The sequence below is a fragment of the Advenella faeciporci genome, assembly GCF_014652395.1.
GTDB classification, from domain to species: domain Bacteria; phylum Pseudomonadota; class Gammaproteobacteria; order Burkholderiales; family Burkholderiaceae_B; genus Advenella; species Advenella faeciporci.
Genome location: NZ_BMYS01000001.1, coordinates 324,234 through 344,879, shown reverse-complemented (window position 1 = coordinate 344,879; position 20,646 = coordinate 324,234). Strand labels below are relative to the sequence as shown.

Below are 20,646 nucleotides of genomic sequence, written 5' to 3'. Positions count from 1 at the left end.
AGGAAAGGGCGTAGCCATGTTGCGAACAGATTCAATGTATTTGGCGGTCAGGTGGTTTCGGGGTTTGTCAGGTGTATTTGGCCTGTTAATGCTGCTGGCTTGTTCGCGGTCTGATTACCCGGTAGATGAATCTTTTGTCGCGTTGGCACAGGACAGTCGGGTTCGTTTTATCGTTTTGCATTACACCTCTGAAAACAATGCCGATTCATTGCGGATTCTTACGCAAAACAGGGTCAGTGCCCATTATCTGCTAACAGCCGGAAGGTATCCCGTGTTGTATCGTCTGGTGGATGAAAATCGCCGGGCCTGGCATGCCGGTATCAGCCAGTGGTATGGCTATAAAAATCTTAATGCCATGTCTATTGGTATTGAGGTGGTTAATCTTGGGCCATTGGACGAGCAAAAAACGCAGTGGGATGCCTATTCGCCCGAACAGATAGCGTTGCTGGCAGCGTTATTGCGTGATCTGGCGCAGCGCCATCAGGTCAGGGCAAAGCATATTGTGGGACATAGTGATATTGCTCCGCAGCGTAAAATTGATCCTGGTCCTGTGTTTCCCTGGGAAGCGTTGGCCAGGCAGGGTATAGGGCGCTGGTATGATGAAAACCGTGTCCGCCAATACGAGGCCCGCCTGGCGGTGGAAGGTGTGCCGGATTTACTGTGGTTTCAGGAAAAACTGCGGCATATTGGTTACGAGGTGGAATTTGGGCCCGGGGCCCAAGCGTCAACCCGGCGGGTGCTGCAGGCGTTTCAGATGCACTACCGCCCGCAACGCCATGACGGCCAGCCCGACATCCAAACGGCCGCGATTTTAATGGACTTGGCCACGCAGGAAGACAGCTAGCCGGTTAAGCCATCAACTGGCCAAAAACAGGAAGAGGGTGGGTTTTTTATCCAGTTCGGGGGCCGGGCCGGCTTTCCATTGGGCAATGGTTTTGGTCTTGATCCATTCTTCCCGGGTGGTGACAGAGCGTGCAATGCACAGTCGGGTATCGGGTCGCAGGGCGTTAAGCAAAGACTCAAATATGGCAGCATTGCGATAGGGGGTTTCTATAAACAGCTGGGTTTGTTGCAGTTTGGCTGATTGGGCTTCCCAGGCTTTCAGTTGTTTGCCGCGTTCGGCGGGGTTGACGGGGGCGTAACCATGAAAAGCAAAACGTTGCCCGTCAAGGCCACTGGCCATTAAGCCCAGCAAGATAGAGGAAGGTCCTACCCATGGAATGACGCGGATGTCCATTTTATGGGCCGCCATGACAACTTTGGCGCCCGGGTCGGCAACAGCGGGGCAGCCGGCCTCGGACACCAGGCCGATTTCGCTGTTTGGGCCGGCATCATTCAGCCATTGGTTGATTTCGCCCGCGCTTGTTTTTGCACCAAGCGTATGAATGGTGATTTCCTGCAGGGGGCTTTGAGTGCCAATCAGTTTCAGGAAAGCGCGGGCGGTTTTGGCGTTTTCAGCAATATAACAGGTAAGGCGCGAAGCCAGTGCCTGGGCATCAGCGGGCAACCACGAAGAAGTGGGGGCCTCGCCCAGGCCAACGGGTATCAGGTGCAGGGTTTTAGTCATGATGCGGGTTTTCCTGGGCAGACAGGGTGGGGTTAATGCCAAATGAGCGGAGCATCCGGGCCAGGGTAATTAAAGGCAGGCCGATAATAGACGTCGGGTCGTCGCTTTCCATTTTTTCCATCAGGGTAATGCCCAATCCTTCGGCTTTTGCACTGCCGGCGGTGTCAAAGGGTTTTTCAATTTCAAGGTAGTGTACAATTTCAGCATCGCTGAGTTGCCTGAAATAACATCGCGTAATGATGTCTGCCGATTCGGTTCTGCTGCCATCGGTAACGGCCAGTGCACTATGAAATTCCACGCATTGGCCAGATAGTGCCTGCAGTTGTTTTTTTGCTGCGTCAAAGTTGCCGGGTTTGCCAATGGGCGAGCCATCAAGTGTGGCGACCTGGTCTGAACCAATAATGATGCTGTCTGGGTGGTTGGCCGCAATGGCCATCGCTTTTTCGACTGAAAGCCGCAAGGCTAGCCGGGCGGGTGTTTCGCCCGGATGCGGGGTTTCGTCAATGTCAGGGGAGATCGCTTCAAACGGGAGGCGGAGTCTCTCCAGCATTTCTTTTCGGTAGCGGGAAGATGACGCAAGAATAAGACGGGAAACACGGTTTGTCATTGTTTTAATTGACCAAATGATAAATAACGGGTTATTATCCTATGTTTTCCGATATTTGTGCAAACCTTGAATCAAGAAGTGCAGGGAATAAGGAACGGGCAAGGACATGAGTAACGAAAAAGGGAGTAACGAAAAAGGCCAGGCTGAAAAAAGCCAAGCTGAAAGCCTGGCGGCGAAAAGCCAGGCGGGTTCAGGCAAGGGTCTTTTTATTGATTCCCTTGATTTTGTGCGCCGGGCCGGTGAGGTAAACGGCAAGACACCTTTAGGTGCCTTTTTAAGGCTTACGCAAGATTTGCCCGAGCAATTAACAGATGAAAGCGGTATGGTTGTCTGGTCACTGAAAGGTGAAAAAGATGCGCGTGGCAAACGGTTGTTGCGTTTGCATGTGCAGGCCAGTCCGCAGCTTGTCTGCCAGCGTTGTCTTGGTTTATTCAGGTTTGATGTAAATAATGAGTCGGTGCTGGAGTTGGTTACTTCCGAGGCCGATCTTCACAGTGATTTGACTGAATCGGGCGAAATAGAGGAATCTCTCGACGAGAAAATCCTTTCTTCCCGGCACATGAGTGTGCTCGATTTGGTTGAGGACGATTTAATTTTAAGTCTGCCCTACGTGCCACGGCACGAGAGTTGTCCTTCACAGGCGGCGCTGCCCGACGATGAGCTCGAAAAGCCTTCTTCGCCATTCGCGGTGCTGGAACAGCTCAAAAAGCGGTAATTTTTACAGTTTATAGTTTTTAGTTTGTATTACCTTATTTAATACAACATTTTTTGGAGTCATCATGGCTGTTCAACAAAACAAAAAGTCACCTTCAAGACGCAATATGCGCCGTTCACACGATTCTTTGACATCACCGGCTACAGCAATCGAGTCAACAACTGGCGAATTGCACCTGCGTCACCACATCAGTCCTAACGGCATCTATCGTGGCCGTAAAGTTCTGAAAACAAAAAACGACGAATAATCGGTCAAGTTGAGAATATGGCCGCGCTGTTGTCAAGCGTGGCCTGTTTATTACTATCGTGGTACGTATTGCTATAGATTGCATGGGCGGTGATGTCGGCCTGCCCGTGACTGTTCCTGCTGCTGTGCAGATTGCACGGCAGTATCCTGACACGCATTTTCTGTTAACTGGCGTTCCTGAACAAATTGAACAGGCTCTCAGGCAAGCAAATCCAGGCGACCTCAGCCGTTTTGAAATTGTTCCTGCTTCTGAAGTGGTGGCAATGGATGATCCGGTTGAGGTCGCTTTGCGTCGTAAAAAAGACTCTTCCATGCGGGTTGGTGTTAACCTGGTCAAAGAGAAAAGGGCGGATGCGCTTGTTTCGGCAGGTAATACCGGTGCTTTAATGGCTATTTCACGGTATGTGTTAAAAACCATGGAAGGCATTGACAGGCCTGCCATTGCCACTGCCATACCCAACCAGAAAGGTGGGGCTACCACCATGCTGGATCTGGGTGCCAATGTCGATTGTTCTGCCCAGCACTTGCTGGAGTTCGCCATCATGGGTGTGGCGCTGTGCGAAGCGATCGACAATATCCAGAAACCAACAGTTGGTTTGCTTAATATTGGTGAAGAAGCCATCAAAGGCAATGAGGTTGTCAAAGAGGCATCGGCCCTGCTGCACTGCAGCGGCCTGAATTTTTATGGCAACGTTGAAGGCGATGATATTTTCAAGGGAACCACCAATATTGTGGTGTGTGACGGCTTTGTGGGTAATGTGGTCCTGAAGTCGCTTGAAGGCTTGGCTAAAATGATCGGTACCATGTTAAAACAGGAATTTACCCGAAACTATCTTACAATGGCGGCAGGTATGGTTGCCCGGCCGGTGCTGAACCGTTTCCGTGATCGTGTTGATAATCGCAACTATAATGGTGCTGCCCTGTTGGGTTTACGCGGAATTGTCTTCAAAAGTCACGGTTCGGCAGATATTTTTGCTTATACCAGGGCCATTGAACGGGCCCGTGGTGCGGTTGTCAGGGGGTTGCTTGAGAAAACCGCAACGGCAGTCACCCAGATGACGCAAAGAATAGACCGGGATAATGCTGAAAGTACCATCGAACAGAAATAAAAAATATAAAACGCTGTGCCTGCCCCTTCAATCCAGGCATGGCCCAAGGAGTTGGTCATGAGTTTTGCAAAAATTATAGGTTCAGGCAGTTATTTGCCGGAAAACTGTGTTACTAACGACCAGTTGGCCGCCAGGTTGGCAGAAAAAGGCATAGAAACATCCGATGAATGGATTATGACCCGGACTGGTATCAGCCAGCGTCATCTGGCCAGTGACAATGAAAAAACCAGTGATCTGGCTGTCATTGCCGCCCGGCGTGCCATTGAAGATGCCGGTATCGATGCTGCTGACATTGATCTGATTATCGTTGCCACCTCCACGCCCGATTTCATCTTTCCAAGCACGGCTTGTATCGTGCAATCCCGCCTGGGTATCAAGGGCGGTGCAGCTTTTGACGTGCAGGCCGTGTGTAGCGGTTTTGTTTATGCACTGGCAACGGCAGACAGCTTCATCAAGGCGAACAATGCCAAATGCGCACTGGTGATAGGTGCAGAAACCTTTTCCCGTATTTTAGACTGGAATGACCGCGGTACCTGCGTACTGTTTGGTGATGGTGCCGGTGCCATGCTGCTTCAGGCTTCTGAAGAGCCTGGCATTCTTGCCACCCAGCTTAATGCCGACGGTTCTCTTAATACGATATTGAATACCCCCGGGCGTATCGAAAACGGTTTGGTAACCGGTGATCCATTCCTGCGTATGGATGGACAGGCTGTGTTCAAGCAGGCTGTAACCGTGCTTGAAAAATCGGCGCATCAGGTTTGTGAGAAAGCGGGTGTATCCCTGGATGCCATAGATTGGATGGTTCCCCATCAGGCCAATATCCGCATTATCAATTATCTTGGACGCAAGCTGGGCCTGCCTGCTGAAAAAATCGTGGCAACCGTTGCTGAGCATGCCAATACCTCGGCAGCCAGTGTGCCCCTGGCTTTTGATGCCGCTCGCAAAGACGGTCGCATCAAGTCGGGTGACTGCGTGCTGATGCAAGGCGTTGGCGGTGGTTTTACCTGGGGTTCCGCCCTGGTGCGCATGTAAACTAATTTCAAGAGACAAACCAACATGAAAATTGCTTTTGTATTTCCGGGCCAGGGTTCACAAACCGTAGGCATGCTTAATAGCTGGGCAGAAAACCAGATCGTCACGCAAATTATCGAACGTGCCTCGGCGGCGCTTGGTCAGGATCTGGCTGCGTTAATTGCCGAAGGTCCGGCTGAGCAGCTTAATTTAACCACCAATACCCAGCCTGTCATGCTGGCTGCCAGCTATGCCATTTATCAGGCATACGTGCAGGCGGCAGGTCCACAGCCGGCGTTAATGGCTGGTCACAGTCTGGGTGAATATTCCGCATTGGCGGCGGCCGGTTCATTCTCGCTTGAAGATGCCGTGCGTTTGGTAAGGATAAGGGCTGATGCCATGCAGGCTGCCGTTCCGGTGGGAACAGGCGGCATGGCAGCCATTCTTGGTCTTGATGATGATACCGTGCGCCAGGTCTGTGCCCAGGCGGCACAGTCTGAAGTGGTCGAGGCCGTTAATTTCAATGCGCCTGCCCAGGTTGTCATTGCCGGTCATAAGGGTGCGGTAGAACGTGCCTGCGACCTGGCCAAACAGGCTGGTGCCAAACGTGCCCTGCCGCTGCCTGTTTCCGCTCCTTTTCATTCCAGTCTGCTCAAGCCAGCCGCCAGTGTTTTGGAAAAAGCGCTGTCAGGCATTACAATTGCGATGCCTTCCGTTGATGTGATCAATAACGTTGATGTAGCGGTGGCTGCAACACCGGAAGCCATTCGTGACGCACTCGTGCGCCAGGCGTGGCATCCCGTGCGTTGGGTGGAAACCATCCGTTCCATGAAACAGCAGGGCGTGACCCATGTGGTTGAATGTGGTCCGGGCAAGGTGTTAAGTGGCCTGGTTAAACGAATCGAGCCTGAAATGACAGGGATCTCCATTTACGATCCCGCGTCCTTGCAGGCTGCCCTGGAAACCTTGAAGGGATAAGGAATAACAATGTCTGAAGTTAAAGAGTTAAGTGGTCAGGTTGCCCTGGTTACTGGTGCAACACGTGGGTTGGGCAAGGCCATTGCGCTTGAGCTGGCCAAGCGTGGTGCCACCGTTATTGGTACAGCCACCTCAGAGTCCGGTGCGCAAGGTATAAGCGCCGATTTGTCCGGCTTTGGTGGCAGGGGCGTGGTGCTTGATGTCACCGATGCCGCTTCCTGCGATGCCTTGCTTGCAGAACTGGCCAAAGAGGGGGCGCCCCATATCCTGGTCAATAATGCAGGTATTACGCGCGATGGTCTGGCCATGCGCATGAAAGATGAAGACTGGTCTGCGGTCATGGATACCAATCTGGGCTCGGTTTTCCGCATGTCACGTGGCGTTCTCAAGGTCATGATGAAAGCACGTTCGGGCCGTATCATTAATGTAACGTCGGTGGTTGGTTCAAGTGGCAACCCCGGACAGGCCAATTATGCCGCCGCCAAAGCAGGTGTTGCCGGCATGAGCAGGGCACTGGCCCGTGAGCTTGGCAGTCGCAACATTACCGTCAATTGTGTGGCGCCCGGGTTTATCGATACCGATATGACGCGTGCCCTGGGTGAGTCGCAAACCACGGCATTGCTAAGCCAGATTCCCCTGGGCCGTCTTGGCCAGCCTGAAGACGTTGCCAATGCAGTGGCGTTTCTGGCCAGCCCTGCCGCTGCTTACATTACCGGTACAACCCTGCATGTAAATGGCGGGATGTACATGCAGTAGTGCTGTATTTCCGGCACGTTAAGGGGCATTGAAAATAATTTATTTGCCCTGTTTGTCTTTTTTTAAAGACAAAAGATTAATTTTGAATAAAATGCACAGTTGGCAGTACACGCATTTTAACTTTTTGGATGGTATTTTGGTTTTATAAGTTTTTTAATGCTTATTTGCTAAAATAATTTTTTTTGTCAAAACAGCCTTTTGCATTTTATAAGCAGTTGGCTATAATTCGCGGGATTCATTCCCTTTGGAGAGTTAAATGGATAGCATCGAACAACGCGTCAAGAAGATTGTCGCAGAACAGCTTGGCGTTAATGAAGCTGAAATCAAAAACGAGTCTTCTTTTCTTGACGACCTAGGTGCCGATTCACTGGATATGGTTGAGCTGGTAATGGCTCTGGAAGACGAGTTCGAAACAGAGATTCCAGACGAAGAAGCAGAAAAAATCACAACAGTTCTGCAAGCTGTTGAGTACATTAACAAGAATAAAGCTTAATGTAGCCGTACCAGCCATTGATCCTTTACGGGTCAATGGCCGGTTGATGCAAAAGCGCTTGGGAAAGCGTTGTGTCGGTAGTCTGGGGGTTTTCAGGCTATATTGCATTATGCTTTTCCCAAGCGTTTTTTTTGTTTATGGCATTATGCCAAGGCAATCATTCGATTCATTTAAATATAAATTAAGGTAGGAGTCTTCTGTGAAAAGACGTGTCGTAATTACTGGCTTGGGTATTGTTTCCCCGGTAGGAAATTCAATTGATACAGCCTGGGATAATATTATCAACGGACGTTCCGGAATCAGTCGTATTACCCGATTTGACGCTTCGGGCTTCAATTCACAGATTGCCGGTGAGGTTAAGGATTTTGACCTGACCCAATACATGTCTGCCAAAGAAGGCAAACAAATGGATACCTTCATCCATTACGGCATTGCGGCCAGTATCGATGCCTGGCGCGACTCCGGGCTTGAAGTCACTGAAGAAAATGCCGAACGAATCGGCGTGATTGTCAGTTCGGGTATTGGTGGCCTTCACCGTATTGAAGAAACGCAAACCGAGTACCTGGCCAAAGGTCCACGCCGTATTTCCCCATTCTTTGTACCGGCTTCACTCATTAACCTTATTTCAGGCCACCTTACCATTATGCTGGGCCTGAAAGGTCCCAGCTACGCCGTGGTTTCTGCCTGCACTACCGGTCTGCATTCCATTGGTGATGCCGCCCGCCTGATCGAATACGGTGATGCCGATGTAATGATTGCCGGTGGCGCTGAAGCAACCGTTTCGCCGCTGGGGATTGGCGGTTTTGCCGCCATGCGCGCGCTTTCAACCCGTAACGATGACCCTGAAACCGCCTCACGTCCCTGGGACACCGATCGTGACGGTTTTGTGTTGGGTGAAGGTGCTGGCGTGCTGGTGCTTGAAGAATACGAACATGCCAAAAAACGCGGTGCCCGCATTTATGGCGAGTTTACCGGCTATGGCATGAGCTCTGATGCACACCATATTACCGCTCCCGATAGCGATGGCCCACGTCGTGGCATTCTGAATGCCCTGAACAATGCAAAAATCAATCCTGATCAGGTTGATTATGTGAATGCACACGGTACATCAACACCGCTGGGCGATCAAAACGAGACCAATGCGCTTAAACTGGCTTTGGGTGACCATGCTTATAAAACTGTCGTAAACTCCACAAAATCCATGACCGGACACTTGCTGGGGGCGGCAGGCGGTATCGAAGCCGTTTTTACCACATTGGCTGTTTATCACCAGATTTCTCCTCCAACCATCAATATTTTCAATCAGGATCCCGGTTGTGACCTTGATTACTGCGCCAACCAGGCTCGTGAAATGAAAATAGAATATGCACTGTCCAATTCGTTTGGTTTTGGTGGTACAAACGGTTCAATGGTTGTGAAACGGGCTTGATTTGTCATCTTCACACTTGAATCTTCATTGGTCGTTTTTGCTTGAAATCCGGCCAGGCAGGTTTGAATGTTATTGCAAGGCATGCATGTTGTTTGTGGCAACAGCATGTCTTGCCGGGTTTTCTTTGGGTCTTGTGCTTGCTGCCATTTTTCTGGCTCATGCCCAATCCTCACAGCCCGCTCCATCTTTTCTCAGGATCCATGCAACCCAGCCATGGGAGCTTTCCGCTAATGGCTCGCAACAGCGTCTGGTCCTGCGACAATTCTGGCAGGGACCTTTCTGGCTTACCCTGCAGCTTGAAAATCCATTTAATCAGCAAATGTCAGGAAAACTGATCACCATTTGGCCATTTACCGTTGGTAAAACGGGTTGGCGTAAACTTAGGGTCCTTTGCCACGCCATGCGCTGGCACCGGTCCCTTCAACAGGAGGCGCCATGAGTGATCGTGACGTCGATGCAGAGCTTGTTGCCCGTGTGCAGAAAGGCGATAAACGGGCATTTGATTTGCTGGTGCTTAAATACCAGCGAAAAATCATGCGTTTGCTTTCACGTATGCTCAATAACCAGGCCGAAGTCGAAGATATTGCCCAGGAAACGTTTATCAAGGCCTATCGCGCCTTGCCCCAGTTTCGCGGAGAAAGCGCTTTTTACACCTGGCTATACCGGATTGCCATTAATACTGCCCGTAACTGGCTTTCATCCAACCAGCGAAAAATGCTGGTGTCTGATACCTTTGAAACGAAAGAGGGCGAAACTTTTTCGCAATCAGACAATCTTATAGACATTGATACACCTGAGTCGCGTATGGTTTCCAGTGAAATTGCCCAGACCGTCAATAAGGCTATTGAGGATCTGCCCGAAGACTTGAGGACGGCCATCGTACTGCGCGAAATGGAAGGTTTGAGCTATGAGGAAATTGCACAAACCATGGAGTGCCCCATTGGAACCGTAAGATCCAGGATTTTCAGAGCCAGGGAAGCGATTGCTGCCCGACTCAAGCCTGTTTTAGGCCAGGATAACGATCGTCGCTGGTAAGGAGCTGATACATGAACACAACACATTCAACATTAAATGAATCGCAGTCACTTGATTGGGATGAGTCCATATCGGCGCTTATTGACGGTGAAGATATCAGTTTTGACCTGGACAACCTGGATAATTCCTATGGCAGGCAAGTGTGGGACACCTATCACCTGATTGGTGATGTCATGCGCAGCGATGAGCTGGCCATCAAACCCTCCGACCTGTTCTATGCACGCGTAAGCAAGGCCATTGATGCCGAACCGTTACCCGTGGCCCCGGCGCGCCGTCTTGGCCTTCGCCAGGGTTTGTCAGGGCTGGCAGTGGCGGCAGCCGTGGCATCGGTGGTGTGGGTGGTTCAGCCATTTATGGCTGAAGATAAGGTGGCGCCACCCGTATCCGCACCCGTGGTGGCCTCACAAACCGCGCCCAGTACCGAACTGAACCGGGATTACAACGATTATATTCATGCCCATCGCCAAATGGTGGGTGCGCGTCCCGTACATCTGGTTTCCTATGAGTTCGGAGCTAATCGCTAATGTTGCATTATTCATCCAGCAAGGTTGCAGGGAAAGCAAAAACAAAATGGCTGTCACTGGTTCTTCTCGGGGCGGTTTTTGCGACACCTGTCATGGCCCAAACGGCAACTCCCCTGGTGGGCAAGGATCTGGTCGCATTTCTTGAGCAAGTGCAGAAAGCATCGGTCACCAATGACTACAGTGGTGTTTTCACTTATCAGCAAGGCGAGCAGATCATGTCATCACGTGTCACGCATATTGTTGATGGCGAAGGTGTCAAAGAACGGCTGGAATTGCTGGATGGCGATCCCCAGGAGTATTTGCGGACCAATGACGTTGTGCAATGTCTTATGCCGGAACAAAAGAAAATTGTTTTGACTCCGGCCCGTAAAGACCGCTTCCCGGCATTTTTGCAAACCGAAGCCACACATTTAAACCAGTACTACACCGCCACGCTTAGCGGCAAAAAAGAGAGGGTTGCCGGTTACGAGTGCCAGCAGCTGGAATTGGCTCCGCGCACCCCGGATCGTTATGGTTATCGTTTGTGTGTTGATGTCAAATCAAAATTGCTATTAAGGTCTCAAACTGTCGGACTTGATAACAAAGTGGTTGAGCAGATCACTTTTACCGGTTTGGTCATGGGTAAGGATGTTGATACCGCCTTGCTGGAATCGGGCTACAAACTCAATGATTGGGTCGTCGAAAAAGAGGAACTTGTTTCAGTTGATTTCGCGCGCGAAGGCTGGAAGCTGCGTGCCCCTCAGGGATACGTGCCGATATTAAGTATTATTCGACCGAAAGGAACTAATCAGCGAGTTAAGCACCTAATTCTTTCAGACGGCCTTTCTTCAATTTCCGTTTTTGTGCAAAAAGTGACAGAGGCGGAAAAAACGTTGCAGGCTCATGGTGCAGTACAAGTAGGTTCCCTGAATGTTTTTCGTCAACGCGTGGATGATTACTGGGTAACCGTGATTGGTGCAGTGCCCATGGATACACTTGAAGAAATGGCGGTTTCGGCTAAATTTATTCCACCCGTATCATCCACATTGAATTAGGAAAGGGATTCTCATGAAAAAAATATTACATAATAAATTGAAACGCAGTGTACTGTATACCGTGATTGGACTGGGTGCTGCTTATGCTGGGCTTTCTTATGTTGGCGGTGATGTTGCCAACGCCCAGGATGTACAAAATACAATCGTATCCACAAGTATTGCCGGGTTGCCCGATTTCACCGCTATTGTTGACCAGACAGAAAATGCGGTCGTCAATATCCGAACCATGGAAACCGTCTCAACACGTGCCCGGGGTGGCTACGATCCATATGGTGGCGATCCCTCTGAATTGTTCCGTTTTTTCTTCGGTCCCGATTTCATGCCACCACGCGCCACGCCGCAACCTCGCCAGCGTGGTAATGACCAGCCTGAAAGAACCGTGCCGCGTGGCGTAGGTTCCGGTTTTATAATTTCCGATGATGGTTACATTATTACCAACAACCACGTTATTTCGGGTGCTTCAAAAATCCTGGTTACCCTGAACAATGGCAAGGAATATAACGCCAAGGTCATCGGGTCGGATCAACGTACCGATATTGCCTTGCTCAAAATCGACAGCGATGGAAAATTGCCAACCCTTAAAATTGGCGATTCAGATACCCTGAAAAAAGGTCAGTGGGTATTGGCGATCGGTTCTCCATTCGGACTGGATTCCACGGTGACCTCGGGTATTGTCAGTGCCATCAATCGGGATACGGGTGAGTACCTGCCTTTTATCCAGACTGACGTGGCGGTCAATCCCGGTAACTCGGGTGGTCCCTTGATAAACCTGAACGGAGAGGTGGTGGGCGTGAATTCGCAAATCATTTCCCAAAGTGGTGGATTTATGGGTATTTCCCTGTCTATTCCGATTGATGAAGCCATGCAGGTGGTTGATCAGCTTAAGGAAAACGGTAAGGTCACCCGCGGTCGTATCGGGGTGCAAATTGGTGAGGTGGCCGATGAAGTTGCCAAGGCTTTGGGGCTTGAAAACGCTTCAGGTGCACTGGTCAGCAACGTAGAGCAGGGCGGTCCGGCTGACAAGGCGGGTATCCAGGCCGGTGACGTGATCATTGGATTTAACGGTTCAGAAGTCAAGAAATGGTCAGACCTTCCCCGTATTGTGGGCCAGACAAAGCCGGATACCGAATCGAATATCGAAGTATGGCGTCGTGGCAAGAAACAAAACCTGAAAATCACTGTAGGTGAAGTCCCTTCCAGTCCGGCCGATGAGCTTGCCTCCAGCCAGGCCGAAGCAGACAAGCCTGTCAAGGCGGATCGTTTGGGGCTGGTCGTGGGTAATTTATCCCAGGAAACCATGACCAGGCTGCGTATCAAGGGCGGGGTCCAGATTACCGAAGTGGATGGTCCTGGACAGTCTGCCGGCCTGCGCACTGACGATATTATTCTTGCCGTCAATGATCAGGACATCAAGGATGTCAAGCAGTTTGAAGAGACGGTTGACAAGCTGCCTAAAGACAAAGCGGCCGCTTTATTGATTCGACGTGAAAATTTAACCCAGTGGGTACCTGTAACGCCGTCAAAATAAGGCTACAATACGACATACGCTAAAAGGGCGCATCGCGCCCTTTTTTTATGAGTCCCATACAAAAACTTGAATTCAGCCTTATATGCAACATATACGCAATTTTTCGATTATTGCCCACATTGATCATGGAAAATCCACCCTGGCCGATCGCCTGATTCAGCGCTGCGGAGGCCTGGCAGACCGGGAAATGTCCAAGCAGGTACTTGACTCAATGGATATCGAACGAGAACGGGGTATTACCATTAAGGCGCAAACCGCTTCCCTGCAGTATAAGGCCAACGACGGCAAAATCTATAACCTTAACCTTATTGATACCCCCGGACACGTTGACTTTTCCTATGAGGTCAGCCGCTCACTTTCCGCCTGTGAGGGCGCTTTGCTGGTGGTGGATGCCAGTCAGGGAGTAGAAGCGCAAACCGTGGCCAACTGCTATACCGCCATCGAACTGGGTGTAGAGGTTTTACCGGTCCTGAATAAAATGGATCTTCCTTCCGCCGAACCTGAAGCGGCCCGTGAGGAAATTGAAGACGTGATTGGCATTGATGCCAGCGATGCGGTTAAAGCCAGTGCCAAAACCGGCATGGGTATTGATGAAATTCTTGAGCAGATCGTGACCAAAGTGCCACCACCGGTAGGTGATCCTGAAAAACCCTTGCAGGCACTCATTATCGACTCCTGGTTTGACAACTACGTTGGCGTGGTCATGCTGGTGCGCATCGTTAATGGCGTGCTTAAGGTCAAGGATAAAATCACGTTCATGGCAACCGGTGCTTCACACTTGTGTGAGCAATTGGGCGTTTTCACACCCAAATCGGTGGCCCGTACGCAATTGTCTGCCGGTGAAGTGGGTTTTATTATTACCGGTATCAAAGAACTTGAACACGCCAAGGTGGGTGACACCATTACCCTGGCAAACAAGCCGGCCGAGTTGCCTTTGCCCGGGTTCAAGGAAGTCAAGCCACAGGTTTTTTCCGGATTGTATCCGGTGGAAAGCAGCGAATATGACCAGTTGCGCGATTCACTGGAAAAGCTCAAGCTGAACGATGCCGCCTTAATGTTTGAGCCAGAAGTGTCACAGGCCCTGGGATTCGGTTTCCGTTGCGGTTTTCTTGGGCTGTTGCACATGGAAATCGTGCAGGAGCGTCTTGAACGTGAATTTGACATGGACATCATTACCACCGCACCTTCGGTGGTTTATGAGGTTGAAAAAAATGATGGCGAAGTCATCATGATTGAAAGCCCTTCGCGTATGCCCGACATTGGCCAGATTCGGGATATTCGTGAACCCGTGGTTACCGTGACCCTGTTCATGCCGCAAGAGTATGTCGGTGCCGTTATTACCCTGTGTACCGCAAAGCGGGGTATTCAAAGAAACATGAGCTATCATGGACGACAGGTTCACCTGGTTTATGAAATTCCGCTGGCGGAAATCGTGCTTGATTTCTTCGATCGCCTGAAGTCAGTGTCGCGCGGCTATGCCTCCATGGATTACGAGTTTCTTGAATACCGTTCTGCCGATGTTGTCAGGGTTGACCTGCTCATTAACGGAGACAAGGTTGATGCCCTGTCCATGATTGTTCACCGCGCCAATGCCCGCTATCGTGGTCGTGAAGTGGTTTCCAAAATGCGTGGCCTGATTCCCCGTCAAATGTATGATGTGGCCATTCAGGCGGCCATCGGTGCCGAAGTGATTGCCCGTGAAAACGTGAAGGCCTTGCGCAAGAACGTGTTGGCAAAGTGTTATGGCGGTGATATCAGCCGTAAGAAAAAACTGCTTGAAAAACAAAAAGCAGGTAAAAAACGCATGAAGCAGGTTGGTAGCGTGGAGATCCCGCAGGAAGCCTTCCTGGCCATCCTTCAGGTTGACGATAAATAAACAACTGGAATAACACGAGATTACAGAATGGATTTTGCTTTAATTTTATTTGTATTGCTGCTGCTGACGGCAGTTATTAAGCTGCTTGACAAGGTGGTGCTTAAACCGCGACGTACTGAAAAGTATGGGCAAGAGCAGGAGGATTACAGGCCTTGGTGGGTAGAGTACTCCATCAGTTTTTTTCCGGTGATTCTGTTTGTTTTTGTTTTGCGCTCCTTCGTGGTAGAGCCTTTTCGAATTCCTTCGGGTTCCATGTTGCCGACCCTGCAGGACGGAGACATGATTCTGGTGAACAAATTCAATTACGGCATTCGTTTGCCCATCGTTGACCAGAAAATCATTCCGCTTGGCAACCCCCGGAAAGGCGATGTGGTGGTGTTTCGCTATCCTGTCAATACCGATATTGATTACATCAAGCGAATTGTTGGCGTGCCCGGTGATACGGTGGCTTATGTTGGAAAACGGCTGTTCATCAACGGTGAAGCGGTAGAAACCACGGCGCTGGGTCCTTATGTCAACCCTTCGCAGCAGGCGGGAAATCCGCTTAAGCTGCAGGAGCAAGTAGATGGAAAATCGTACGAAATCCTGAATATGCCGGGTGACGGCGCCTATCTTTCAGGTCGCCAATTTCCATTTGCACAAAATTGTGAATATGCCGCCACCGATTTCAAGTGCACCGTACCGGAAGGCCATTATTTTGTCATGGGAGATAACCGCGACAATAGTGAAGACAGTCGTTATTGGGGCTTTGTGCCCGATAACTATCTGGTTGGCAAGGCGTTTTTTGTCTGGATGAATTTTGGAGACCTGGGTCGGATCGGCTCAATCAAATAATGAATTTAACGCAATTGGAAACCCGACTGGGTTATAAGTTTAAAGACCAGCGTTTATTGATACAGGCATTAACGCATCGCAGCCATAGTGCCATGCATAATGAGCGTTTTGAGTTTTTGGGTGACTCCATCCTGAATTTTGCGGTTGCCGCCATTTTGTTCCATCAGTTGCCCAATGTTGATGAAGGTGACCTGTCCCGCATTCGTGCCAGTCTGGTCAAACAGGGCACGCTGGCTGATATCGCCGCCAGGCTTGATTTATCCAGTTTTCTCAGGTTGGGTGAGGGAGAGTTGAAAAGCGGTGGATTCCGCCGTCCATCCATTCTGGCTGATGCCGTCGAGGCTGTTTTTGGTGCCATATACCTGGATTCTGGCAGTGATCGGGCTCATCAGGTTATTGAAGCCCTGTACCGCCCCATTTTGGAAACGGTCGATTTCAATACCTTGGGCAAAGATGCCAAAACGCTGTTGCAGGAAGTGTTGCAAGGGCGCAAGTTTGCCTTGCCTGCTTATAATGTGATTGCCACTTCGGGGGCCGCCCATGACCAGCAATTCGAGGTAGAGTGCCTGATTGCCGAACTGGACGTCAGGGCACAGGCCAGCGGCAGCAGCCGCCGCGCAGCCGAACAGGCTGCCGCCGCACTGGTGCTGGCCCAACTTGAACAAATACTGCCCAAAAAAAAGGGTGCCGCCAAACAAGTACGCAAAGTGGCGCAGCTTAGCTTGCCCGTTGCCGTGGAACAGGATAGAAAATGACCCAGGAAACACCTTTCAAAACCGGATTCATTGCGGTGGTGGGGCGCCCCAACGTGGGCAAATCCACGCTTACCAATGCGCTTATCGGTAGCAAGATTTCCATTGTTTCGCGCAAGGCGCAAACCACCCGCCACCGTATCCATGGCGTGCTGACCCGCGATCGGGAACAGTTTGTGTTTGTGGATACGCCCGGTTTCCAGACCCGGCATGGCGGGGCCATGAATCGTATGATGAACCGGGTTGTCACCCAGGCGCTGGCCGATGTGGACGTGGTGCTGCATGTGGTTGAGGCGGGCAAATGGTCGGTGGGCGATGACAATATCGTGCCGCTGCTGCCATCGTCCAAAAAGTGCATCTTGGTCATCAGCAAGGTTGACACCCTGAAAAACAAAAATGAAATGTTTGATTTTGTTGGCAAGATCATGAGCAAGTTCAGCTACGATGCCGTGGTTCCCCTAAGTGCCGTCAAAAAAATCCAGCTTGATACCCTGCTTGATGAAATTTCCCGACGCTTGCCTGAAGGTGAGCCCATGTTCGAGGAGGATGCCCTGACTGACCGCTCTATCCGTTTTATTGCGGCAGAACTGATTCGGGAAAAAATCTTTCGCCTGGTGGGTGATGAATTGCCTTACGCCTGCACGGTCGTGATTGAAAAATGGGAAGAAGATGAAAGTGGGGCCCATATTTCTGCCTGTGTGGTGGTGGAGCGTGAAAGCCATAAACCCATTTTGCTGGGCGCCAAAGGTATGCACATGAAGCGCATTGCCAGTGAAGCCCGTCAGGATATCCGGGAGTTATTGGATAAGCCGGTGTTTCTGGAAGTGTATATCAAGGTGCGCAAAGGCTGGTCCGATAAGGAAAGCGCACTTCGCGACCTGGGATATGAGTAAACGGCAGCACCGGATACAGGATGCGCAGGCATTTTTAATGCATGCCACCAACTGGAGCGAAACCTCGATCATTGCCCAGGTTTTTGCCCGTGATTATGGTATTGTCACCGTTGTCGCCAAAGGTGCAAAGCGGCCTTATTCGGTTTTGCGCCCCATTTTGTCAGCGTTCCAGCCCCTGTTGCTGTCCTGGTCAGGCCAGGGCGAAATAAAAACCCTTACCCGGGCCGAAATAGCAGGTTTGCTGCCGCTTGGGGGGCGCTCTCTTATGTCGGGCTGGTACATGAATGAATTATTATTAAAATTGTTGCCCAAGGAAGATCCCCATCAGGTGTTGTTTGATGCCTATGCCGATGCGCTGGCCCAGCTGGCCGATGGCTCACCGGCCACCGGTGCTTTGCGTCGGTTTGAATGGACGCTGCTGAATGAAACCGGTTACGCCATAGAGGGTGAAACCCCAGACTTTGATGATCGCAGCACAGAGCCGGCCCTGCGCCAGGCCTTACGTGAAAGGATCAATGAGCATCTGGAAAACCGTTACTTGTCAACGCGCAAGGTACTGCTTTCCTTGCGGCATTTTTCATGATGTGATTGAATATGAACTGTTCTGTCCAATCCCGGCCAGAAAGAGTTTGCCTTATGTTAAGGAGTCAGTTCATGCTAAGGAAGTTATCCGAGCCGCCACTTGGTGCATTTGTTTTCAAATCGGGCAATGCAATTGCCATGGCCCTGATGACGGCCGGTTTATTATTGCCTGGGTGGGCGCAGGCTGAAGTCATTCCGGTTTCCTCCAGTATTGGGCAAGTTACCGTGTTTTCAGACCGGGCTTTGGTTAAACGGGACGGGCAGCAGCAGGTGCCGGCCGGTGAACACGAACTGGTGTTCAAAGATCTGCCATATTGGCTCGATCATCGTTCGTTACAGTTCAATGCCAAAGGCAAGCAATCCGTCCGTATTCTTGACATCAGTTCCCGGGATGATTTTCAGGCAACCAGCCAGCAAGAGCGCATTGCCGAACTGGACAGGCAAATCAAAGACATTGAGAACCAGCTTGCCCAACTGGCAGACCAGGGCAAGCTTCTGCTGAACAAAAACAATTATCTGGAAGCTTACCAGAAGGGCAGTGTGCAACAAGGTAAAGATGCGCCACGGCTAAGCACAACAGAACTGCTTGAAATCATGAATTTCAGCAAGGCCATTTTGGCTGAAAACTACACCGCCCAGCGTGAACTGGATCATAAAATGGCTCAGTTGCAGTCAGAACTGGCTGCCTTGCAGGAAAAGCGTGGTCAAATTCCCCAGGAAGAGACGGTCAGAAGTAAAACCGTAGTGGTTCAGCTGGATGCGCCTGTGGCTGATAAACTGGACCTTAGCCTGTCTTATGTGGTACCTGGTGCAAGCTGGTGGCCTAATTATGACGCCAGTTTTGATTCGTCCAGTAAGATGCTCAAACTGTCTTATTATGCGCAAATTTCCCAGCAAACCGGCGAAGACTGGAATAATGTCAAACTGGTGCTGTCAACCGCTCAACCCATGATTGGTGCGGTTTTACCTGAACTGGATCCCTGGCTGGTGGATATTCGGGTACCTCGTCCAGATATGCCTGCTCCGGCAGCCCAGGCCAGACGCAAGGCCCTGCAGGCGATGTCAGAACAGCGACGTGCCTCTAAACCCTTTGAACCGTTAACAGGCGCTACGATGGAGCGCGTGCAGGCTGATGCCTCATTCAATACCTCCACGGCAGAAAGGGGGTTGACCAATACGGTTTTCAATATCGAAAAAACAGCAACCGTTCCCACAGGACCTGAAGATAAAAAAGTGGCCATTTCGGTCAGTGAATTTAAGGCAGGTCAAACCTATCAGCTGGTACCTGCCTTGCAGGAAGCCGTTTTTTTAACGGTTAAGGCCACCAACAGCAATGACTATCCCCTCTTGCAGGGAGACCTGAATGCATTTTTGGATGGGCAGTTAATTGCCAGCAGCAATATCAAGACGGTATTTCCGGGGGAGCCCATTGAGCTGGCCATGGGGACCGACGAGTCTATTTCCGTCAAGCGTGAACCCCTTAAGCGTTTTACTGAAAGCACGGGCTTAACCGGCAGCGGCAAACGAATCAGCTATGAATATCAAACGGTCATCCAGAATAACCGTGACCAGGCCGTCGAGCTGGTTTTGCATGACCGTTTCCCCCTTTCCCGCAATGAGAAAATCGAGATCAGGCGAATTAGCCCTTCCGACAAGGAAATAACCCTTAAGGAAGATGGCCGTTATGAGCAGTCTGTGAAGCTTGCTCCCAAGGAAAAGAAAACCGTGGTGCAGAAATTTTCGGTTGCGTATCCTAACGAAGTGGATGTGACGGGTTTGCCTTGAGCGATTGCATTTTGTGAGCGCTCATTTTCTATAAAAAAACGGCGTCAGGTAAACTGAACGCCGTTTTTTGTACCCTTTAAGGGAAAATGTTCCGATTAGTCGGAGTTGCCGCCGGTAATGCCCAGAATGGACAGCAGACTGGTAAATACGTTGTAGATGTCCAGGTAAATGGCCATGGTAGCGGAAATATAGTTGGTTTCGCCACCATTGACGATACGCTGTATATCAACCAGCATGAAGGCCGAGAAAATGATCATGGCCAGGACCGAAATGGTGAGCACCAGGGCAGGGATTTGCAGAAAAATATTGGCAATCGCTGCCAGTATAAGCACAACGGCGCCAATAAACAGGGTTTTTTGCATGCCGGTGAAATCACGTTTGCTGGTAGTGGCAACAGTGGCCATGGCTGCGAAAATGGCCGCGGTGCCGCCAAAAGCCATCATGATGAGCTGGGCGCCATTGTTCATGCTAAGCACAAAACCCAGCATGCGTGACAGCATAATGCCCATGAAGAAAGTAAAGGCCATTAGCCATACAATGCCGGCACTGCTGTTTTTATTGCGTTCAACGGCAAACATTAAGCCAAATGCACCTGCCAGGAACACAATGGTTGAAATGCCGGGAGAAAGCAGGGTGTTCAGGTTCAGCTGCAATGCCAGCGCGGCACCCAGGATGGTTGGAATAAGGGAAGCGGCCAGCAACCAGTAGGTATTTCTTAGTACCCGGTTCTTGACTGAGGGCGTGGACGCATAGTCGCCACGCGAAAGGGGCTGATTAAAATCACTCATGGAGTCTCCAGTAATACGGATGGTTGAATCAACATTGTTCTTTAGGAAAGACAGCATTCAAAGCTGACAGTTCCCTGAATTCTAACTGAATTTAACGTTGATGT

Annotated in this window: 23 protein-coding genes; 20 read left to right on the top strand and 3 right to left on the bottom strand. The window is 50.5% G+C overall.

All coding sequences use genetic code 11. The features are described from left to right. Nucleotides 1–16 precede the first annotated feature (16 nt). Nucleotides 17–844 carry an N-acetylmuramoyl-L-alanine amidase gene (locus IE074_RS01640; RefSeq protein ID WP_229793844.1) on the top strand — a complete coding sequence of 276 codons (828 nt, stop codon included), beginning with the start codon at nucleotides 17–19 and terminating at the stop codon, nucleotides 842–844. Nucleotides 845–856: 12 nt separating this feature from the next. Here IE074_RS01640 and IE074_RS01635 read toward each other — a convergent pair whose 3' ends face one another. Continuing rightward, complete coding sequence (locus IE074_RS01635) at nucleotides 857–1,567, bottom strand: SAM-dependent methyltransferase (protein ID WP_189383687.1); 711 nt, start codon at nucleotides 1,565–1,567, stop codon at nucleotides 857–859. After that, nucleotides 1,560–2,174 (bottom strand): Maf-like protein, encoded by a 615-nt coding sequence (locus IE074_RS01630; protein WP_189383686.1) that lies wholly within the window; start codon nucleotides 2,172–2,174, stop codon nucleotides 1,560–1,562. Before IE074_RS01630 ends, IE074_RS01635 begins: the two co-directional genes overlap by 8 nt. A gap of 106 nt (nucleotides 2,175–2,280) precedes the next feature. On the opposite strand from IE074_RS01630, the gene IE074_RS14760 reads away from it, so the two are divergent. The 19 genes from IE074_RS14760 to IE074_RS01535 all read left to right on the top strand — a co-directional run bounded on the left by IE074_RS14760 (nucleotide 2,281) and on the right by IE074_RS01535 (nucleotide 19,754). Further along, nucleotides 2,281–2,889 carry a YceD family protein gene (locus tag IE074_RS14760; protein WP_229793843.1) on the top strand — a complete coding sequence of 203 codons (609 nt, stop codon included), beginning with the start codon at nucleotides 2,281–2,283 and terminating at the stop codon, nucleotides 2,887–2,889. A 64-nt stretch (nucleotides 2,890–2,953) separates the two neighbouring features. Then, on the top strand, nucleotides 2,954–3,136 hold the full coding sequence (gene rpmF / locus IE074_RS01620; RefSeq protein WP_189383685.1) for a 50S ribosomal protein L32: 183 nt from the start codon (nucleotides 2,954–2,956) through the stop codon (nucleotides 3,134–3,136). 58 nt (nucleotides 3,137–3,194) lie between these two features. Beyond that, the gene (plsX, locus tag IE074_RS01615) at nucleotides 3,195–4,244 is read left to right on the top strand and encodes a phosphate acyltransferase PlsX (protein WP_189383684.1); all 1,050 of its coding nucleotides are present in this window, start codon (nucleotides 3,195–3,197) and stop codon (nucleotides 4,242–4,244) included. A gap of 57 nt (nucleotides 4,245–4,301) precedes the next feature. Further along, nucleotides 4,302–5,276 carry a beta-ketoacyl-ACP synthase III gene (locus IE074_RS01610; protein WP_189383683.1) on the top strand — a complete coding sequence of 325 codons (975 nt, stop codon included), beginning with the start codon at nucleotides 4,302–4,304 and terminating at the stop codon, nucleotides 5,274–5,276. A 24-nt stretch (nucleotides 5,277–5,300) separates the two neighbouring features. After that, nucleotides 5,301–6,233 (top strand): ACP S-malonyltransferase, encoded by a 933-nt coding sequence (fabD, locus tag IE074_RS01605; RefSeq protein ID WP_189383682.1) that lies wholly within the window; start codon nucleotides 5,301–5,303, stop codon nucleotides 6,231–6,233. A gap of 9 nt (nucleotides 6,234–6,242) precedes the next feature. Continuing rightward, complete coding sequence (gene fabG / locus IE074_RS01600; RefSeq protein ID WP_189383681.1) at nucleotides 6,243–6,989, top strand: 3-oxoacyl-ACP reductase FabG; 747 nt, start codon at nucleotides 6,243–6,245, stop codon at nucleotides 6,987–6,989. A 256-nt stretch (nucleotides 6,990–7,245) separates the two neighbouring features. Continuing rightward, a complete protein-coding gene (gene acpP, locus IE074_RS01595; RefSeq protein WP_189383680.1) occupies nucleotides 7,246–7,482 on the top strand; it encodes an acyl carrier protein in 237 nt (78 codons plus the stop codon). Between the two features lie 199 nt (nucleotides 7,483–7,681). Beyond that, the gene (fabF, locus tag IE074_RS01590; protein WP_189383679.1) at nucleotides 7,682–8,911 is read left to right on the top strand and encodes a beta-ketoacyl-ACP synthase II; all 1,230 of its coding nucleotides are present in this window, start codon (nucleotides 7,682–7,684) and stop codon (nucleotides 8,909–8,911) included. Between the two features lie 85 nt (nucleotides 8,912–8,996). Continuing rightward, nucleotides 8,997–9,350 carry a hypothetical protein gene (locus tag IE074_RS01585; protein WP_189383678.1) on the top strand — a complete coding sequence of 118 codons (354 nt, stop codon included), beginning with the start codon at nucleotides 8,997–8,999 and terminating at the stop codon, nucleotides 9,348–9,350. Beyond that, on the top strand, nucleotides 9,347–9,946 hold the full coding sequence (gene rpoE, locus IE074_RS01580) for an RNA polymerase sigma factor RpoE (RefSeq protein WP_189383677.1): 600 nt from the start codon (nucleotides 9,347–9,349) through the stop codon (nucleotides 9,944–9,946). The genes IE074_RS01585 and rpoE overlap by 4 nt, the downstream gene beginning before the upstream one ends. A gap of 11 nt (nucleotides 9,947–9,957) precedes the next feature. Then, complete coding sequence (locus tag IE074_RS01575) at nucleotides 9,958–10,470, top strand: sigma-E factor negative regulatory protein (protein WP_189383676.1); 513 nt, start codon at nucleotides 9,958–9,960, stop codon at nucleotides 10,468–10,470. After that, entirely contained in the window at nucleotides 10,470–11,504 is a 1,035-nt protein-coding gene (locus IE074_RS01570; protein ID WP_189383675.1) for a MucB/RseB C-terminal domain-containing protein, read from the top strand. The genes IE074_RS01575 and IE074_RS01570 overlap by 1 nt, the downstream gene beginning before the upstream one ends. A 13-nt stretch (nucleotides 11,505–11,517) precedes the next feature. Next, entirely contained in the window at nucleotides 11,518–13,032 is a 1,515-nt protein-coding gene (locus IE074_RS01565; RefSeq protein WP_189383674.1) for a DegQ family serine endoprotease, read from the top strand. Nucleotides 13,033–13,114: 82 nt separating this feature from the next. Beyond that, nucleotides 13,115–14,908 carry a translation elongation factor 4 gene (gene lepA, locus IE074_RS01560; protein ID WP_189383673.1) on the top strand — a complete coding sequence of 598 codons (1,794 nt, stop codon included), beginning with the start codon at nucleotides 13,115–13,117 and terminating at the stop codon, nucleotides 14,906–14,908. 27 nt (nucleotides 14,909–14,935) lie between these two features. Beyond that, nucleotides 14,936–15,742 (top strand): signal peptidase I, encoded by an 807-nt coding sequence (lepB, locus tag IE074_RS01555; protein WP_189383672.1) that lies wholly within the window; start codon nucleotides 14,936–14,938, stop codon nucleotides 15,740–15,742. Continuing rightward, a complete protein-coding gene (gene rnc / locus IE074_RS01550; RefSeq protein WP_189383671.1) occupies nucleotides 15,742–16,497 on the top strand; it encodes a ribonuclease III in 756 nt (251 codons plus the stop codon). The genes lepB and rnc overlap by 1 nt, the downstream gene beginning before the upstream one ends. Beyond that, nucleotides 16,494–17,387, top strand: a complete 894-nt coding sequence (gene era / locus IE074_RS01545) for a GTPase Era (protein WP_189383670.1) — start codon at nucleotides 16,494–16,496, stop codon at nucleotides 17,385–17,387. Before rnc ends, era begins: the two co-directional genes overlap by 4 nt. Continuing rightward, complete coding sequence (recO, locus tag IE074_RS01540; protein ID WP_189383669.1) at nucleotides 17,380–17,970, top strand: DNA repair protein RecO; 591 nt, start codon at nucleotides 17,380–17,382, stop codon at nucleotides 17,968–17,970. Before era ends, recO begins: the two co-directional genes overlap by 8 nt. A gap of 71 nt (nucleotides 17,971–18,041) precedes the next feature. Further along, nucleotides 18,042–19,754 (top strand): mucoidy inhibitor MuiA family protein, encoded by a 1,713-nt coding sequence (locus IE074_RS01535; RefSeq protein WP_189383668.1) that lies wholly within the window; start codon nucleotides 18,042–18,044, stop codon nucleotides 19,752–19,754. A gap of 95 nt (nucleotides 19,755–19,849) precedes the next feature. On the opposite strand, the gene IE074_RS01530 is transcribed toward IE074_RS01535, so the two are convergent. Then, the gene (locus IE074_RS01530; RefSeq protein ID WP_189383667.1) at nucleotides 19,850–20,542 is read right to left on the bottom strand and encodes a Bax inhibitor-1/YccA family protein; all 693 of its coding nucleotides are present in this window, start codon (nucleotides 20,540–20,542) and stop codon (nucleotides 19,850–19,852) included. Nucleotides 20,543–20,646: the final 104 nt, after the last annotated feature.

What these genes read in the sequence shown, in the direction of transcription:
- rpoE (WP_189383677.1), top strand. Translation starts at nt 9,347, where the DNA reads ATGAGTGATCGTGACGTCGATGCAGAGCTTGTTGCCCGTGTGCAGAAA.
- fabD (WP_189383682.1), top strand. Translation starts at nt 5,301, where the DNA reads ATGAAAATTGCTTTTGTATTTCCGGGCCAGGGTTCACAAACCGTAGGC.
- acpP (WP_189383680.1), top strand. Translation starts at nt 7,246, where the DNA reads ATGGATAGCATCGAACAACGCGTCAAGAAGATTGTCGCAGAACAGCTT.
- IE074_RS14760 (WP_229793843.1), top strand. Translation starts at nt 2,281, where the DNA reads ATGAGTAACGAAAAAGGGAGTAACGAAAAAGGCCAGGCTGAAAAAAGC.
- fabG (WP_189383681.1), top strand. Translation starts at nt 6,243, where the DNA reads ATGTCTGAAGTTAAAGAGTTAAGTGGTCAGGTTGCCCTGGTTACTGGT.
- IE074_RS01535 (WP_189383668.1), top strand. Translation starts at nt 18,042, where the DNA reads ATGCTAAGGAAGTTATCCGAGCCGCCACTTGGTGCATTTGTTTTCAAA.
- IE074_RS01635 (WP_189383687.1), bottom strand. Translation starts at nt 1,567, where the DNA reads ATGACTAAAACCCTGCACCTGATACCCGTTGGCCTGGGCGAGGCCCCC.
- IE074_RS01530 (WP_189383667.1), bottom strand. Translation starts at nt 20,542, where the DNA reads ATGAGTGATTTTAATCAGCCCCTTTCGCGTGGCGACTATGCGTCCACG.
- IE074_RS01640 (WP_229793844.1), top strand. Translation starts at nt 17, where the DNA reads ATGTTGCGAACAGATTCAATGTATTTGGCGGTCAGGTGGTTTCGGGGT.
- recO (WP_189383669.1), top strand. Translation starts at nt 17,380, where the DNA reads ATGAGTAAACGGCAGCACCGGATACAGGATGCGCAGGCATTTTTAATG.
- IE074_RS01585 (WP_189383678.1), top strand. Translation starts at nt 8,997, where the DNA reads ATGTTGTTTGTGGCAACAGCATGTCTTGCCGGGTTTTCTTTGGGTCTT.
- rpmF (WP_189383685.1), top strand. Translation starts at nt 2,954, where the DNA reads ATGGCTGTTCAACAAAACAAAAAGTCACCTTCAAGACGCAATATGCGC.
- IE074_RS01575 (WP_189383676.1), top strand. Translation starts at nt 9,958, where the DNA reads ATGAACACAACACATTCAACATTAAATGAATCGCAGTCACTTGATTGG.
- era (WP_189383670.1), top strand. Translation starts at nt 16,494, where the DNA reads ATGACCCAGGAAACACCTTTCAAAACCGGATTCATTGCGGTGGTGGGG.
- IE074_RS01570 (WP_189383675.1), top strand. Translation starts at nt 10,470, where the DNA reads ATGTTGCATTATTCATCCAGCAAGGTTGCAGGGAAAGCAAAAACAAAA.
- lepA (WP_189383673.1), top strand. Translation starts at nt 13,115, where the DNA reads ATGCAACATATACGCAATTTTTCGATTATTGCCCACATTGATCATGGA.
- IE074_RS01610 (WP_189383683.1), top strand. Translation starts at nt 4,302, where the DNA reads ATGAGTTTTGCAAAAATTATAGGTTCAGGCAGTTATTTGCCGGAAAAC.
- IE074_RS01630 (WP_189383686.1), bottom strand. Translation starts at nt 2,174, where the DNA reads ATGACAAACCGTGTTTCCCGTCTTATTCTTGCGTCATCTTCCCGCTAC.
- rnc (WP_189383671.1), top strand. Translation starts at nt 15,742, where the DNA reads ATGAATTTAACGCAATTGGAAACCCGACTGGGTTATAAGTTTAAAGAC.
- IE074_RS01565 (WP_189383674.1), top strand. Translation starts at nt 11,518, where the DNA reads ATGAAAAAAATATTACATAATAAATTGAAACGCAGTGTACTGTATACC.
- lepB (WP_189383672.1), top strand. Translation starts at nt 14,936, where the DNA reads ATGGATTTTGCTTTAATTTTATTTGTATTGCTGCTGCTGACGGCAGTT.